Raw genomic sequence first — 15,030 nt, forward strand, 5'->3', positions numbered from 1 at the left:
AGGCCGCGGTGGACTGGGTCGACGAGCTCCGGCGGCTGCGGGATGCCCGCGTGCCGGCGGTGCTCGTCACCCTCGCCGCGGTGCGGGGCCATGCCCCGCGCAACGGCGGCGCGAAACTCGTGGTCTCGCCCGAGCGGCTCTTCGGCACGGTCGGCGGCGGCAATCTGGAGGAGACCGCCATCGCCACCGCCCGGGAGATGATCGACGCGGGCGAGAACGAACCGCGGCTGCTGACGCTCACCCTCAGCGACAAGGCTGCGACCGAGTACGGTGTGCAGTGCTGCGGGGGAGAGGTGACGATGCTGCTGGAACCCGTGCGCGTGGTGCCGACGGTCGCGATCTTCGGCGTGGGCCATGTCGGGCTGGAGCTCGCCCGTGTGCTCGCCCGTCACGAGATCGAGCTGTGGCTCATCGACGGGCGCGCCGAGATGGTCGAGGGTGCGCGGCTCGGCGTGCCGGGTCGGAGCGGACTGTTCGCCGATGCGGTCGCGACGGTGCGGGTGCGTCATGCGCCGGTGCCCGAGGCGGTGATCGCCGAGCTGCCGCCCGGCGCGCACGTCGTCGTGATGACGCACGATCACGTCGAGGATCTCGCCCTCGTCGATCAGGCCCTCCGCCGCGGCGACCTCGCATCGATCGGCCTGATCGGCTCGCGGTCGAAGTGGACGCGGTTCACCTCCCAACTCCGAGAGCTCGGCCACACCGACCAAGATCTGGCGCGGGTGACGACGCCCATCGGCGTGCCGGAGGTGTCGGGCAAGGCCCCGGCCGTCATCGCGGTGAGCGTCGCCGCGCGCCTGCTGCAGCTGATCGAGGAGGCGGCGCGCGCGCCGCGCGCCTGAGGAGACGGCGGCGTCAGCCGCCGAGGACGACGTTCAGCGGGGCCTCGCCCCGCGACATCCGCTCGATCTGGCGGCGGACGAGTCGTGCGATCCGCGGGCGCATCGCGCTCGAGGCCCCGCCGACGTGCGGCACGATGAGGACGCCCTCGGTCGACCAGAGCGGATGACCCGGGGGCAGCGGCTCGGGATCGGTGACGTCGAGGGCTGCGCGGATGCGTCCGCGGCGGGCGTGATCGACGAGCGCGTCGGTGTCGACGAGGGGTCCGCGCCCGACGTTGACGATGAGCGCGCCGTCTGGGAGGGCGGCGAGGAACGCGTCGTCGACAAGGTGGCGCGTCGCGTCGCCGCCGGGCAGCGACGCCATCACGATCTCGGCATACGGCAGGAGGTCGGGGAGCTCGTCGACGCCGTGAACGATGACCCCGTCTTCCTCGCGGTGCCGGGATGCCACCCGCGTGAGCTCGACCTCGAAGCCCGAAAGTCGCGCTTCGATCGCCTTGCCGATGCCGCCGTAGCCGAGGAGCAGGACGCGGCGGTCGGCGAGACTCGCTGCCCGCTCCGGGGCCCAGCGGCCTTCGGCCTGGGCGTGTACGAAGTCGGGGATCTGCCGCTGCGCGGCCAGCGCGAGGGCCACCGCGAGCTCGGCGGTCGATGTCTCGTGCACGCTGGAGGCGTTGGCGAAGGTGTATGTCGGCGGGAGAATATCCTCGATGCCGTCGTACCCGATCGACTGGCTCTGCACCAGGCGGGTCTCGACCTGGTCGAGGAGCGGCACCGCGTCGGCGAGCGACATGTAGGGCGGCACGACGATGTCGATGCGGGGCCTCGGCGGCGGACCGTCCATGGCCCACTGGATCACCTCGACCCCGCCGGGCAGGGGCTCGAGATCGGCGGCGAGCTGGGCGGTCGGAACGGACACGACGAGATTCGCACTCACCACTCCCACGCTACCCGCCGCGGCGGGAGTAGGTTCAGCGGCAGGAGGCGGCCGAGCGTGCCGGGATGAATATGGTTCCCGAGATCAACTACTGGGCGGTGCTGATCGCCACGGCCTCGACGCTGGGCGTCGGATCGGTCTTCTACGCACCCAAGGTGTTCGGCACCCGCTGGGCCCGGCTGGCGAACGTCGACATGAACCGACCCGGCGCCACCGCGGTCATCCCGATCCTGGTCACGGTCCTCGTGAGCTTCGTCACCGCGTGGGTCCTCGCCGGGGCCATCAACATCGCGTGGCATTTCTACGGGGGCGGGTACCTCCTCGCAGCGCTCGGTACCGCGATCATCCTGTGGGCGGGGTTCACGGCCGCCCGGATCATCACGCACGACGCCTTCGAGGGTCGGCCGTCGTCGCTCACCGTGCTCACGATCGGTCACGAGCTCGCGACCTTCGTTGTCATGGCGCTGATCATCGGCGTCTGGCCCCCCGCCGGCACGGTCTGACCCGCCCGCCGGGCCGCGTTGCGCGCCCGCGCTCGGCCGCGCACGGGAGGAGATCGGCACACCGGAGGTCGACGTCGCGCTGCGCGCCCTCCGATGTGCGGATCTCCTCCCGACGGCCGCCGGGCGCGACGCCGCGCGCGGCTCAGGCGGCGGCGACCAGCGAAGCGATGGCGGAGGTGAAGAACCGGCGGCCGTCGACACCCGAACGCATGGCGAGCCGGGTGTCGGGGCCGAAGCCCTCTTCGACCGCGTGCTCGGGGTGCGGCATGAGGCCGACGACGTTGCCGCGCTCGTTGCGCAGGCCCGCGATGTCGTTGAGCGAGCCGTTGGGGTTCACGCCCAGGTAGCGGAACGCCACGAGACCCTCGCCCTCAATGCGGGCGAGGGTGTCGGCGTCGGCGATGTAGCCGCCGTCGGCGTTCTTCAGGGGGATGGTGATCTCCTCGCCGTCGGCGAAGTCGGCCGTCCACGCCGTCGACGTGCTCTCCACGCGCAGACGCTGGTCGCGGCGGATGAACTGCTGATGGGCGTTGCGGATCAGGCCGCCGGGCAGCAGGTGAGCCTCGACGAGCATCTGGAACCCGTTGCAGATCCCGAGCACGGGCATGCCGCCCCGGGCGGCGTCGGTGACCTCCGACATGATGGGCGCCAGAGCGGCGATCGCCCCGGCCCGCAGGTAGTCGCCGTAGCTGAAGCCACCGGGAAGGATGAGCGCGTCGACCCCCTCGAGGTCGTGCGAGCCGTGCCACAGCGCGACCGGTTCGCCGCCGGCCAGCCGGACGGCGCGGCGCGCGTCGACGTCGTCGAGACTTCCGGGGAAGGTGATGACGCCGACGCGGGCGGTCACTCGACGACCTCGATGCCGACGACGTCCTCGATCACGTCGTTCGACAGCACCTCGGCCGCGATGCGACGGGCCGTCGCAAGCACCTCGTCGTCTACCTCGCCGTCCACGGTCAGCTCGAAACGCTTGCCGATCCTGACGCCCGAGAAGCGGTCGACACCGAGCCGCGTGAGGGCTCCGGCGACGGCCTTCCCCTGCGGGTCGAGCAGCTCGGCCTTGGGCATGACGTCGACGACGATGGTGGGCACGTCCCCATCTTACGACCCACCACTCCGCAAACTGTCGTGATCTGATCGTTACCAAACTTCTTGGGAGCGCTCCCTTGACTTCCGTGAGAGCGATCCCATAACGTCATCCGAAATCCGTGGGAGCGATTCCACGGACACGTCAAACTCGCACCGTGTCGCCGACACAGCATCGTGCTCATCCACCCACAAAGGAGTGATCGTGACGTCATCCACCATGCGCAACGCGGCCGTCGCGGCTGCGATCGCATCATCCACTGCCCTCGTTCTTGCGGGCTGCAGCTCCTCCGGCGGTGACGCCGCGGGCGGCAATGCCGGCGAGGACATCACCCTCACCATCACCACATTCGGCACCTTCGGTTACGACGACCTCTACGCCGAGTACGAAGAGGCCAACCCCGGCATCACGATCGAGGCCACCAACATCGACACCGGCGGCAACGCCCGCACCGACGCCTTCACCAAGCTCGCCGCCGGCTCGGGACTCTCCGACATCGTCGCGGTCGAGGAGGGGTGGCTCGGCGAGATCATGGGCGTCGCCGACCGGTTCACCGACCTGCGCGACTACGGCATCGAGGACCGCAAGGGCGACTGGCTCGAGTGGAAGTACGACCAGGCCACCGACGCCGAGGGCCGTGTCATCGGTTACGGCACCGACATCGGCCCCCAGGGCATCTGCTACAACCGTCCGGCTTTCGAGGCGGCCGGCCTCCCGACCGATCGTGAAGAGGTCGCGGCACTTCTCGGGGGCGACTGGGAGAACTACTTCGACGTGGGCCGTCAGTACAACGAGGCCACCGGCAAGGCCTGGTACGACCACTCCGGCTTCGTCTGGAACGCCATGGTCAACCAGCTTCCCGAGGGGTACTACACCGCCGACGGCGAGCTGAACGTCGAGGGCAACAGCGACCTCGAGGAGCGCTTCCAGCTGCTGGGCGCCGCGACCGAGGATGGCCTGTCGGCCGCCCAGAGCGCCTGGGACTGGAACGGCGGCAAGTCGTTCGTCGACGGCACCTTCGCGACCTTCGTCTGCCCGGGCTGGATGCTCGGTGTGGTGCAGGGCCAGGTCGAGGCCGGCGGCGGCGACGCCGCCAGCGGGTGGGACTTCGCAGACGTCTTCCCCGGCGGCGCGGCGAACTGGGGCGGCGCCTTCCTGACCGTTCCCACCACGTCGGAGCACCCGGAGGAGGCGGCCAAGCTCGCCGACTGGCTGACGCAGCCCGAGCAGCAGATCAAGCAGTTCGAGGCGGCCGGCACCTTCCCGTCCACCATCGAGGCCCAGGAGACCCTGGCCGCCGACGCGACGCCGAACGAGTTCTTCAACGACGCCCCCGTCGGTGCCATCCTCGCCGAGCGCGCTCAGGGTGTGCAGGCGCAGTTCAAGGGTCCGGACGACTCGGTCATCCAGGAGAACGTCTTCGGCCCGGCGCTGACGTCGCTCGACCAGGGTGACACCGACACGCAGGGCGCCTGGCAGGAAGCGCTGCAGCTGCTCCAGGAAGTGGTCGGCTGAGCCGACCGTGAGACACGGGGCCTCCGGGCGTGCCCGGAGGCCCCGACCATCTCCACCGAGAGGATTCCCACATGACTGCGACCCTGTCGCCGACGACGTCGGCACCGGCCCGCGATCCGCAGGCGAAGGACCGGATGCCGCGGCCCACCCGGTCGCCGTTCCGTCAGCGACTGTCGAAGGCCGACCAGAAGGTTTCGCCCTATCTCTACGTCGCCCCGTTCTTCCTCCTCTTCGGCGTCGTCGGCCTCTTCCCGCTGCTCTACACCCTCAACGTCTCCCTCTACGACTGGGACCTGCTGCTGGGCCAGAGCGGGTTCGTCGGTCTCGGCAACTTCGTCGAGATCCTGAACGACCGGATGTTCTGGAACGCGCTGTTCAACACCATCAGCATCTTCCTGCTCTCGGCCATTCCGCAGCTGACGATCGCCCTTATCGTCGCCTACCTCCTCGACCGGGGCCTGCGCGCCCCCACCTTCTGGCGGATGAGCGTTCTGCTGCCGTTCGTGGTCACCCCGGTCGCGGTCGCCCTGATCTTCTCCAGCATCTTCAGCGACGTCGACGGCCTGGCCAACAACCTTTTGAACCTGTTCGGCATCGCCGACCAGCAGTGGAAGCAGGACCGGTTCCTCAGCCACCTCGCGATCGCGATCATGGTCAACTTCCGGTGGACCGGCTACAACGCCCTCATCCTCCTTGCCGCCATGCAGGCGGTGCCGCGCGACCTGTACGAGTCCGCCGCCATCGACGGCGCCGGTCCGGTGCGCCGCTTCTTCTCCATCACGATCCCGACGATCCGCCCGACGCTGATCTTCGTCATCATCACCGCCACCATCGGCGGACTGCAGATCTTCGCAGAACCGCGCCTGTTCGACGTCTCGGCGGCCGGGGGGATCGGCGGCAGCGACCGTCAGTTCCAGACCCTGGTGCTCTTCCTCTGGGATCTCGCCTTCTTCCGCAAGAACCTCGGTGAGGCATCCGCCGTCGCCTGGCTGCTGTTCCTCCTGATCGTGCTGTTCGGCATCCTCAACTTCCTGATCGCACGTCGCATCGCGACATCCGACTCCCGATCCGACCGCAAGGCACGTCGAATCGCCCAGCGTCAGACCCGAGCCCTTGGAGGGGTCAAGTGAGCATCACCATCCCCGATCCGCTTCCGGCGGTACAGGTCGAGACCCTCGACACCGACCCGCCCGAACGGCCCGCGAAGCGCCGCCGCGGCGGCGAGACCGGCAACGCCGGCATCGGCAGTCGCCCGGGCTTCCTCACCTATGGACTGCTCGCCGCGTTCATCATCGGCAGCGTCTATCCGCTGTGGTGGTCGTTCGTCGTGGCCAGCGGCGAGAACTCCACGCGCGGCGAGACCCTGCCCCTCATTCCGGGCGGCAACTTCCTCGCCAACGCCGCTCGCGTCCTCGACGCCATCCCGTTCTGGCTGGCCCTGGGCAACTCGATCGTCATCTCGGGCATCATCACGATCTCGGTCGTGACGTTCTCGACGATCGCCGGCTACGCCTTCGCGAAGCTGAAGTTCCGCGGCCGGAACGGCCTGATGCTCTTCGTCATCGCCACCATGGCGATCCCGACGCAGCTGGGCATCATCCCGCTCTTCATGGTCATGCGCGAGCTCGGCTGGACCGGCACGATCGGCGCGGTCATCGTGCCCACCCTCGTGACCGCCTTCGGCGTGTTCTTCATGCGGCAGTACCTCGTCGACGTCATCCCCGACGAGCTCATCGAGGCTGCGCGCGTCGACGGGGCCGGCCAGTTCCGCACGTTCCTGACCGTCGGCGTCCCGGCCGCCCGCCCCGCCATGGCGATCCTCGGGCTCTTCACCTTCATGACGGCGTGGACCGACTACCTGTGGCCGCTGATCGTCCTGAGTCCCCAGAACCCCACCCTGCAGACGGCGCTCAGCCAGCTGCAGTCGGGCTACTACATCGACTACTCCATCGTGCTCGCCGGCGCCGTCATGGCGACGATCCCCCTGCTCATCCTGTTCATCATCGCGGGCAAGCAGCTGATCAGCGGCATCATGGCAGGAGCAGTGAAAGGCTGACATGACCATCGACCTCACCGAGGACCCCCGCCTCGACGTCACGGGCGCCCGCGCCTTCCCACCCGGTTTCCTCTTCGGCGCGGCCACCGCCGCCTACCAGATCGAGGGTGCCGCGCACGAGGACGGACGACGCGATTCCATCTGGGACGCCTTCAGCCGTGTGCCCGGCGCCGTCATCAACGGCGACAACGGCGACGTGGCGTGCGACCACTATCACCGCTATCGCGACGACGTGGCGCTGATGAAGGACATGGGCCTGCAGACCTACCGCTTCTCGACGTCGTGGTCGCGGGTGCGCCCCGACGGCGGGGCGCTCAACCAGGCGGGCGTCGACTTCTACCGACGCCTCGTCGACGAGCTGCTGGACGCCGGCATCCTCCCCTGGCTGACGCTCTACCACTGGGACCTCCCGCAGGCCCTGCAGGAGAGGGGCGGCTGGGCGAACCGCGACATCGCAGACCTGTTCACCGAGTACGCCCTCGACATGCACGACGCGCTCGGCGATCGGGTCGACGTGTGGACGACGCTGAACGAGCCGTGGTGCGCATCGTTCCTCAGCTACACGGCTGGGATCCACGCGCCCGGGCGGTTCAGCATGGCCGAGGGCATGCTCGCCTCCCACCACCTGCTCCTCGGCCACGGGCAGACAGTGCGCGAGCTCCGCGCCCGCGACGCGTCGCTGACGCTCGGCATCACCCTGAACCTCACGGTGGCCGATCCCGCAGACCCCACCGACCCGGCCGACGTCGACGCGGCACGACGCATCGACGGACAGTTCAACCGCTGGTTCCTCGACCCGGTCTTCCGCGGCGCGTATCCGGCCGACATCCTGTCGGATTTCGAGAAGAAGGATGCCGCTGCCGTCGCCGTGTTCACCGACGCGGTGCGCCCCGGCGACCTCGCCGCGATCAGCGCGCCGCTCGACACGCTCGGGGTGAACTACTACCACGGCGAGCTCGTCGGAGGCACGCCGCCGGTCGTGCCCCCGCCCCGCGGCGATGCGCCGACCGACCGCGCCACGGCGTCGCCGTTCCCGGCATCCGACGCGATCTTCTGGCATGACCGCGGACTCGCGCGCACCGCGATGAACTGGGAGGTGCAGCCCGAGGGGCTGACGCGTCTGCTGCGGCGCACGTGGGACGAGTACGCCCAGCCGGCCGGTGTCGCCCTCTACGTCACCGAGAACGGTGCGGCATACGACGACGAGGTGATCGTCGACGGCAGCGAGCTGCGGGTGCCGGATGCGGAGCGGACGCAGTTCCTCCGGGCGCACCTCGGTGCGGTTCTGGATGCCGCCGAATCCGGCGTCGATGTGCGCGGCTACTTCTACTGGTCGCTGTTGGACAACTACGAGTGGGCGTGGGGATACGAGAAGCGATTCGGCATCGTCAGGGTCGACTACGACACCCAGGTGCGCACGGTCAAGGACTCCGGCCGCGAGTACCGCCGTATCATCGCAACACGAGAGCTCGACGACGTCCACCCGGAGGCCCTGTCGTAGCGTCGACCGCGAGGCGGGTGCCCCGCGGGCAAGGAGGCATCCCATGAGCACGCACACCGGCGATGAGCGCCGGCACCGCGATGAGCACTGATACCAGGGCCGCCGCGACCATCGAGGAGGTCGCGGCAGCCGCCGGTGTCTCCCGCTCCACGGTGTCGCGCGTGGTCAACGGGTCGACGGCGGTGAGCCCGGCCGCGTTGGAGTCGGTGCGGCGTGCCATCGCCGAGCTGAACTACGTGCCCAACCGCGCCGCGCGCTCGCTCGCCAGCCGGCAGACCCACGCGGTCGCCCTCATCGTGCCCGAGGACACCACGCGATTCTTCGGCGACCCGTTCTTCGCGGCGATCGTGTCGGGCATCAACCGTCGCCTGAGCCGCTCGGACTACGTCCTGAACCTCTTCATCGCCAGCGACGACCCCGGCGACAAGACGACGAGCTACCTGCGCAGCGGCTCGGTCGACGGCGCCGTGGTGGTGTCGCACCACACCAGCGACACCTTCCTCGACCGGATCGCCAGCGCTCTCCCGGTCGTCTACGGCGGTCGCCCGCACCGGCTCGGCCCGCAGGACTACTACGTCGACGTCGACAACCTGCAGGGCGGGAAGGATGCCGCGGCGCACCTGATCGCGAAGGGCCGGCGCCGGATCGCGACCATCACGGGATCGCTGACGATGGCGGCCGGTGTCGACCGATTGGCGGGGTTCCGCGAGGCGCTGGCGGCCGAGGGTCTCGAAGAGGTGGCCGTCGAGGACGGCGACTTCACCACCGACGGGGGGATGCGCGCGATGGAGCGCATCATCGACAGCGGGGTGGAGTTCGACGGGCTGTTCATCGCGAGCGACCTCATGGCCCAGGGGGCCGTCGAGGTGCTGCGTCGCACCGGGCGCCGCGTTCCCGAAGACGTCGCCGTCGTCGGGTTCGACGACTCGCCCATCGCGGTGGCGGTGCAGCCGGCGCTGACGACGATGCGTCAGCCCTCCCTGCAGCAGGGCGAGCAGATGGCGGGGGTGCTGCTGGACCTGCTCGCGGGAGGAAAGCCGCCGCACGCGACGATCCTCGGCACAGAGCTGGTCGTACGCGACTCGACCTGACCCGTCACCGGTCCACCGGGTCGCCGCCGAGCGGTCCCACCGCCGGAAGCGGGCCGCCGTCGTCGGCGCCGGTGCGACGCCAGCGCGCGATGGCGTTGCCGAGGTGGTAGATCACCAGCGCCGCGGCCGTGCCCAGCACGATCGCCCCGAGCTGCACGTCGCCCCACTCGAGGGTGAATCCGGCGATCGCCACGACGAGGGCGACGGCGGCGGTGTACTGGTTGACGGGCCGGGAGAAGTCCACCCGGTTGTCGACCCAGATCTTGATGCCGATGATGCCGATCAGTCCGTACAGCGCGGTGGTGACCCCGCCGAGCACCCCCGCGGGGATGGAGTTGAACACCGCGCCCACCTTCGGTGAGAGGCTCAGCAGGATCGCGGTCGACCCGGCGACCCAATACGCCGCGGTCGAGTACACCCGCGTGGCCGCCATCACGCCGATGTTCTCGCCGTAGGTCGTCGTTCCCGAGCCGCCGAAGAATCCTGCCAGGGTCGTCGCCGCGCCGTCGGCGATGAGGGCGCGGCCGGTCGAGCGGTTCACGGAGGCATCCGTCATCGTCGCCACCCCGCGGACGTGGCCCACGTTCTCTGCGATGAGCACCAGCACGACGGGAAGGAACATCGCGATGACGCTCCACGTGCCGGGTGAGGTGAAGTCGGCGATCTGGAACTGGGGAAGGCCTACCCATGCCGCCTCGCCGACGGCGGTGAAGTCGACGGCGCCCACGAGGAGCGCCACGACGTAGCCCACGACGACGCCGAGGAAGATCGAGATGCGTCCGAGGAACCCGCGGAAGAGCACGCTGAAGAGGATGACGGCGGTCAGCGTCACGGTCGCGATCACCGGCTGCTGCTGGTAGCTGTCCCACGCCACCGGGGCGAGGTTGAAGCCGATGAGGGCGACGATGGCCCCCGCCACGACCGGCGGCATGAGCCTTTCGATCCACCCGAGGCCGGCCAGCTGCACCACGACGCCGACGGCGGCCAGGAGCACCCCGACCGCGACGATCCCGGCCAGCGCCGACCCCATGCCCTGCGAGGCGGTCGCCGCGGTGACGGGCGCGATGAAGGCGAACGACGACCCCAGGTAGCTGGGGAGGCGGTTGCGGGTGATGAGGAGGAAGAGCAGCGTGCCGACGCCGGAAAAGAGCAGCGTGGTCGACACCGGGAAGCCCGTGAGCACCGGCACGAGGAAGGTCGCGCCGAACATCGCCACCACATGCTGGATGCCGAGGGCCACCGTCGCGCCCCAGTTCAGGCGTTCGCGCGGGCCGACGACGCTTCCGGGTGCGACGGTGCGGCCGTCTCCGTGCAGCTTCCAGATGGGCATGGGGGAGGTTCCTTCCGAGAATGGCGGGACTCACCCTATCGGGACCCTCGTGCCCGGCCCGAGTTGCCGCGGCGAGCGGTTTCCGGAATGCTGTACGGGCGCTGGTGTATCGGCGCGTCGACGGATGGAGCGATGTGAACGAATTCCGCACCACCGCACCGCCTTCGGCGGCGATGCAGCTCACCGGTCTGCACAAGCGCTTCGGTGAGAAGGTCGCCGTCGAGGGACTCACCCTCACGGTTCCGACCGGATCGTTCTACGGCCTGGTGGGACCCAACGGAGCCGGCAAGACCACCACACTGTCGATGGCCACGGGGCTCCTTCAGCCCGACGCCGGACAGGCCTTCATCCACGGGGTCGACGTGTGGCGGCATCCGGTCGAGGCCAAGCGCATGCTCGGAAACCTCGCCGACGGGGTGAAGCTGTTCGACCGCCTCACCGGCGAGCAGCTCGTGACCTACACCGGCATGCTCTTCGGGCTGCCGCACGACGAGATCGCCCGGCGCACGGCCGACCTGCTGCAGCTGTTGGACATGACCGAGGCCGGCGGGGTGCTCGTGGTGGACTACTCCGCGGGCATGACGAAGAAGATCGCGCTGGCCTGCGCGCTCGTCCACGCCCCGCGCGTGCTCGTGCTCGACGAGCCCTTCGAGTCGGTCGATCCGGTGTCGGCGGCGAACATCCAGGACATCCTCACCGGCTACGTCGCCACCGGCGGCACCGTCATCGTCTCGAGCCACTCCATGGACCTCGTCCAGCGCATGTGCGACCACGTCGCCGTCGTCGCGGGCGGGCGCCTCCTCGTCGCCGGAACGGTCGACGACGTGCGCGCGGGGCAGTCGCTGCAGGACCGCTTCGTCGACCTCGTCGGCGGGCGCCGCCACGGGGAGGGGCCGGAATGGTTGCGACACTCCTGAGGCTGCGGTTCCGAGTCCTCGGCAACCAGCTGGCGCGAAGCCCCTGGCAGCTCGTGGGGTTTCTGTTCGGCTGCGTCTACGGAGTCGGGATGCTGGGGGGCGCCGTCCTCGGGCTGGTGCTGCTCGGTTCGGCTCCGCTCGATCTCGCGTCGGCGATCGTCGTGGGGGTCGGCGCCCTCGTGACGCTCGGATGGGTGCTCGGTCCGGTTCTCGTCGCGGGGGTCGACACGACGCTCGAGCCCGACCGGCTGGTCACCTTCCCCATGACGATCGACCGGATGATGGTCGCGCTGACCCTCGCGGGGGTGTGCGGCATCCCGGGGATCGTGACCTCGGTGGCCGCCCTCGCCACCGTCGCCACCTGGGCGCGCACGCCGGCGTCGCTCGTCGCGTGGGTGGTCGCCGCGCCGCTGGCGATCCTCACCGCGGTCATCGCGTCGCGCACGATGGCGGCGCTCTCGGCGGGCCTCGGCGGCGGCCGGCGATTCCGCGAGATCGCCGGGGTGCTGATCTTCATCCCGCTCGTGCTCGCGGGCCCGATCATCATCGCCCTCACCACCGGACTCGCGCTGAACATCGACACCGTCGCCGTCGCGGTCGAGGTCGTCTCGTGGACGCCCCTCGGCGCGGCCTGGGCGATCCCCGCTGCCGCGGCCGCGGGCGAGTACCTTCCGGCCCTGGTGAAGTTCCTCATCGCCGTGGGGACCCTTGTGATCCTGTGGGTGCTCTGGCGCCGCGCGCTCGGCGACGCCCTCGTGCGGCCGCGGAGCAGCGGGGGTGCCGCCGCGAAGCCCGGCGCTCTCGGATGGTTCGGGCGGGTGCCGACAGGCGGCTTCGGGGCCATCTACGCACGGTCGCTGACCTACTGGCTGCGCGACCCGCGCTACCTGCGCCAGCTCATCGTCGTGCCGCTCGTTCCCGTCATCCTGTGGTTCTACGCCCGCGGCGGCGACGCGCTGACCGCGGTCAGCTGGAGCGGTCTTCTCATCGCGCTGGTGATCGGCATCGTCATCTACGCCGACATCTCGTACGACGGCACCGCCTTCGGCACCCAGCTGGCGACCGGGGTCTCGGGGCGCGCCGACCGCTACGGCCGCACCCTCGCCGCGGCGACGCTCGCGCTGCCGCTGACCCTGGCCGGCACGCTCCTGCCGTTCGTGTTCTCGGGCGACTGGACGCAGGCGCCGGCGGTGCTGGGGGCCAGTCTCGGCGTGCTCGGGATCTCGTACGGCGTGTGCGCCATCACTTCCGCGCAGTTCGTCGTGCCCGTCGCGGCCCCGGGCGACAACCCGTTCAAGCGGGTGCCGGGCGTGACCTTCGTGCAGGGCCTGGCCTTCCTGGGCATCTGGCTCGTCGCCATCGTGCTGTCGGCGCCGTCGGTGGTGACGGCGCTCATCGCGTTCTTCACCGGCAACGCGGTGCTGGGTCTCATCGCGGGACTCATCGGCCTGGTGATGGGAGCCGTCGTCTTCGCGGTGGGAATGATCGTCGGCGGACGGACACTCGACCGCACCGGGCCGGTCCTGCTGTCGCGACTGAAGGCGATGCGCAACGCCTGATGCGGGCGTGGCGCTCCGCCGGTGCTGAGGCGGTGAGGCGGTCGATCAGACGGTGAGGCGGTCGATCAGCTCGCGGTAGCGGGCCGCGGTGCGCTCGACGATCTCGGCGGGGAGTTCGGGCGGGGTGCCCGTGCGGTCCCAGTGGGCGGCGAGCCAGTCGCGCACGATCTGCTTGTCGAAGCTCGCCATGCGCTCCTCGGGGGTGGTGCCCCGCTCCCACGCGGCGCGGTCCCAGTAGCGCGACGAGTCGCTCGTCAGCACCTCGTCGGCCAGGCGCAGGACGCCGCCGTCGTCGACGCCGAACTCGAACTTGGTGTCGGCGAGGATGAGACCCTTCTCCTCGGCGATCGCCGCGGCCCGGCGGTAGATGTCGAGCGAGGCGTCGCGCAGCTGCTCGGCGCGGTCACGGCCGACGAGCTCGACGGTGCGGTCGAAGGAGATGTTCTCGTCGTGCTCGCCGAGCGGTGCCTTGTAGGCGGGGGTGAAGAGCGGTTCGGGCAGGCGGTCGCCGTTCTCGAGGCCCGCGGGAAGAGGGATGTCGCAGACCGTGCCGTGCTGCTGATACTCCGCCCAGCCCGACCCGGTGAGGTAACCCCGTACGACGCACTCGACGGGGAGCATCTCCAGGCGCCGCGTGAGCATCGTGCGTCCGCGCACCGCCTCGGGGATCTCGCCGGATCGCAGGTGATTCGGCACACCGAGACGGTCGAACCACCACAGGCTCAGGCGCGTGAGCAGCTCGCCCTTTCCGGGGATCCCGGGGGAGAGCACGTGATCGAATGCGCTCACGCGGTCGCTCGCGACCACCAGCATCCGATCCTCCGGTCCCTCGGTCGGGAGGTACAGGTCGCGCACCTTGCCGGAGTAGACGTGCCGCCAGCCGGGAATCTCAGTGGGGTGGGTCACCCGCCCATTATCCCGAGCCGCCGCGCGTGGCGTGGCCCGGTCGCCCCCGGTCGTCCCGCTCGTTGAGCGAGGAGCGCAGCGACGAGACGAAACGGGCGTGGGGAGTCGCGTTTCGTCTCGCTCCGCTCGCTCAACGGGCGCTGCGGCCCCGAGACCTCCCTCCGCACCCCCGTGCATCGGAGATTCGCACCGTCGTCGGATCGCTGAGGCGCTTCGCTCCGCCGATGCGGCGTTTCTCCGACGAACGGAGGGGGAGGAGCGACGCGAGGGGGGCCGGGGCGGGCGCCGGGGGCGGCAGCGGATGTCAGGGGGTGATGCGGTCGACGTACGCGAACGCCTCGTCGACCGCGGCCGGCCACAGCGCGGCATCCGTCTGCTCGAAGAAGAGCCACTCCTTCATCTCGCGCTCCCGCATCACCATGCGGCGTGCGGGGGTCGTCTCCACCAGCTCGTTCGCCCGCTCGGCGGGGACCTTCACGATGAGCTGGCCGTCGAAGCTCAGGAACGCGAAGATCTTGCCGCGGATGCGCAGCCCCTCGGATCCGAAGATCGGTCCGATGTCGACGCCGTCGTGTGCGACGTACCGCTCCGCGATCGGGTCGAACAGGTCGTGGCCGCGGCGCTTCGCTGCCGCGCGCTCGGTCTCAGCCATAGCGGCACCGTAGCGACGTGCGGCGGCGGCGTCGAGGGTGGGTGCGGGCGTTTCGACTCGCTGCGCTCGCTCAACGACCGGGGGGCGTTTCGACTCGCTGCGCTCGCTCAACGACCGGGCGAGGACCGGGGCGG

The 15,030-nt window shown here is 70.1% G+C and carries 15 protein-coding genes; 9 read left to right on the forward strand and 6 right to left on the reverse strand.

Annotated elements, in window-relative coordinates; all coding sequences use genetic code 11:
- Positions 1-8 precede the first annotated feature (8 nt).
- Entirely contained in the window at positions 9-842 is an 834-nt protein-coding gene (gene xdhC, locus MA875_RS16580; RefSeq protein WP_248243361.1) for a xanthine dehydrogenase accessory protein XdhC, read from the forward strand.
- 13 nt (positions 843-855) lie between these two features.
- On the opposite strand, the gene MA875_RS16585 is transcribed toward xdhC, so the two are convergent.
- Entirely contained in the window at positions 856-1,779 is a 924-nt protein-coding gene (locus MA875_RS16585; protein WP_248243362.1) for a 2-hydroxyacid dehydrogenase, read from the reverse strand.
- A 71-nt stretch (positions 1,780-1,850) separates the two neighbouring features.
- On the opposite strand from MA875_RS16585, the gene MA875_RS16590 reads away from it, so the two are divergent.
- Positions 1,851-2,282 (forward strand): DUF1761 domain-containing protein, encoded by a 432-nt coding sequence (locus tag MA875_RS16590; RefSeq protein WP_248243395.1) that lies wholly within the window; start codon positions 1,851-1,853, stop codon positions 2,280-2,282.
- A 142-nt stretch (positions 2,283-2,424) separates the two neighbouring features.
- Here the strand turns inward: MA875_RS16590 and purQ are convergent, their stop codons facing one another.
- Together purQ and purS are read right to left on the reverse strand one after the other, a co-directional pair.
- Positions 2,425-3,129, reverse strand: a complete 705-nt coding sequence (gene purQ / locus MA875_RS16595; protein WP_248243363.1) for a phosphoribosylformylglycinamidine synthase subunit PurQ — start codon at positions 3,127-3,129, stop codon at positions 2,425-2,427.
- Positions 3,126-3,374, reverse strand: coding sequence for a phosphoribosylformylglycinamidine synthase subunit PurS (purS, locus tag MA875_RS16600; protein ID WP_248243364.1), 249 nt, complete (start codon positions 3,372-3,374; stop codon positions 3,126-3,128). Before purS ends, purQ begins: the two co-directional genes overlap by 4 nt.
- Positions 3,375-3,588: 214 nt before the next feature.
- Here purS and MA875_RS16605 point away from each other — a divergent pair, with 214 nt between their 5' ends.
- The 5 genes from MA875_RS16605 to MA875_RS16625 all read left to right on the forward strand — a co-directional run bounded on the left by MA875_RS16605 (position 3,589) and on the right by MA875_RS16625 (position 9,532).
- Positions 3,589-4,884, forward strand: coding sequence for an ABC transporter substrate-binding protein (locus MA875_RS16605; RefSeq protein WP_248243396.1), 1,296 nt, complete (start codon positions 3,589-3,591; stop codon positions 4,882-4,884).
- Positions 4,885-4,955: 71 nt separating this feature from the next.
- Positions 4,956-6,014, forward strand: a complete 1,059-nt coding sequence (locus MA875_RS16610; RefSeq protein WP_248243365.1) for a carbohydrate ABC transporter permease — start codon at positions 4,956-4,958, stop codon at positions 6,012-6,014.
- Positions 6,015-6,124: 110 nt separating this feature from the next.
- Positions 6,125-6,940, forward strand: coding sequence for a carbohydrate ABC transporter permease (locus MA875_RS16615; protein ID WP_248243397.1), 816 nt, complete (start codon positions 6,125-6,127; stop codon positions 6,938-6,940).
- Position 6,941: 1 nt separating this feature from the next.
- Complete coding sequence (locus MA875_RS16620) at positions 6,942-8,441, forward strand: GH1 family beta-glucosidase (RefSeq protein WP_248243366.1); 1,500 nt, start codon at positions 6,942-6,944, stop codon at positions 8,439-8,441.
- Positions 8,442-8,521: 80 nt separating this feature from the next.
- The gene (locus MA875_RS16625) at positions 8,522-9,532 is read left to right on the forward strand and encodes a LacI family DNA-binding transcriptional regulator (RefSeq protein WP_248243367.1); all 1,011 of its coding nucleotides are present in this window, start codon (positions 8,522-8,524) and stop codon (positions 9,530-9,532) included.
- Positions 9,533-9,536: 4 nt separating this feature from the next.
- Here the strand turns inward: MA875_RS16625 and MA875_RS16630 are convergent, their stop codons facing one another.
- Positions 9,537-10,862 (reverse strand): uracil-xanthine permease family protein, encoded by a 1,326-nt coding sequence (locus MA875_RS16630; protein WP_248243368.1) that lies wholly within the window; start codon positions 10,860-10,862, stop codon positions 9,537-9,539.
- Positions 10,863-11,035: 173 nt separating this feature from the next.
- On the opposite strand from MA875_RS16630, the gene MA875_RS16635 reads away from it, so the two are divergent.
- Together MA875_RS16635 and MA875_RS16640 are read left to right on the forward strand one after the other, a co-directional pair.
- On the forward strand, positions 11,036-11,779 hold the full coding sequence (locus tag MA875_RS16635) for an ABC transporter ATP-binding protein (protein ID WP_248243398.1): 744 nt from the start codon (positions 11,036-11,038) through the stop codon (positions 11,777-11,779).
- Positions 11,761-13,338, forward strand: coding sequence for a hypothetical protein (locus MA875_RS16640; RefSeq protein ID WP_248243369.1), 1,578 nt, complete (start codon positions 11,761-11,763; stop codon positions 13,336-13,338). The genes MA875_RS16635 and MA875_RS16640 overlap by 19 nt, the downstream gene beginning before the upstream one ends.
- A 45-nt stretch (positions 13,339-13,383) precedes the next feature.
- On the opposite strand, the gene MA875_RS16645 is transcribed toward MA875_RS16640, so the two are convergent.
- Positions 13,384-14,244, reverse strand: coding sequence for a phosphoribosylaminoimidazolesuccinocarboxamide synthase (locus tag MA875_RS16645; RefSeq protein ID WP_248243370.1), 861 nt, complete (start codon positions 14,242-14,244; stop codon positions 13,384-13,386).
- Positions 14,245-14,548: 304 nt separating this feature from the next.
- Positions 14,549-14,896 carry a TfoX/Sxy family protein gene (locus MA875_RS16650; protein WP_248243371.1) on the reverse strand — a complete coding sequence of 116 codons (348 nt, stop codon included), beginning with the start codon at positions 14,894-14,896 and terminating at the stop codon, positions 14,549-14,551.
- Positions 14,897-15,030: the final 134 nt, after the last annotated feature.

Source organism: Microbacterium kunmingense, assembly GCF_023155745.1.
Taxonomy (GTDB): domain Bacteria; phylum Actinomycetota; class Actinomycetes; order Actinomycetales; family Microbacteriaceae; genus Microbacterium; species Microbacterium kunmingense.

Excerpts from the sequence above, each read along its gene's own strand:
- MA875_RS16640 (WP_248243369.1), top strand. The coding sequence starts at position 11,761 with ATGGTTGCGACACTCCTGAGGCTGCGGTTCCGAGTCCTCGGCAACCAG.
- MA875_RS16625 (WP_248243367.1), top strand. The coding sequence starts at position 8,522 with ATGAGCACTGATACCAGGGCCGCCGCGACCATCGAGGAGGTCGCGGCA.
- MA875_RS16635 (WP_248243398.1), top strand. The coding sequence starts at position 11,036 with ATGCAGCTCACCGGTCTGCACAAGCGCTTCGGTGAGAAGGTCGCCGTC.
- MA875_RS16610 (WP_248243365.1), top strand. The coding sequence starts at position 4,956 with ATGACTGCGACCCTGTCGCCGACGACGTCGGCACCGGCCCGCGATCCG.
- MA875_RS16590 (WP_248243395.1), top strand. The coding sequence starts at position 1,851 with ATGGTTCCCGAGATCAACTACTGGGCGGTGCTGATCGCCACGGCCTCG.
- MA875_RS16630 (WP_248243368.1), bottom strand. The coding sequence starts at position 10,862 with ATGCCCATCTGGAAGCTGCACGGAGACGGCCGCACCGTCGCACCCGGA.
- MA875_RS16620 (WP_248243366.1), top strand. The coding sequence starts at position 6,942 with ATGACCATCGACCTCACCGAGGACCCCCGCCTCGACGTCACGGGCGCC.
- MA875_RS16605 (WP_248243396.1), top strand. The coding sequence starts at position 3,589 with ATGCGCAACGCGGCCGTCGCGGCTGCGATCGCATCATCCACTGCCCTC.
- MA875_RS16650 (WP_248243371.1), bottom strand. The coding sequence starts at position 14,896 with ATGGCTGAGACCGAGCGCGCGGCAGCGAAGCGCCGCGGCCACGACCTG.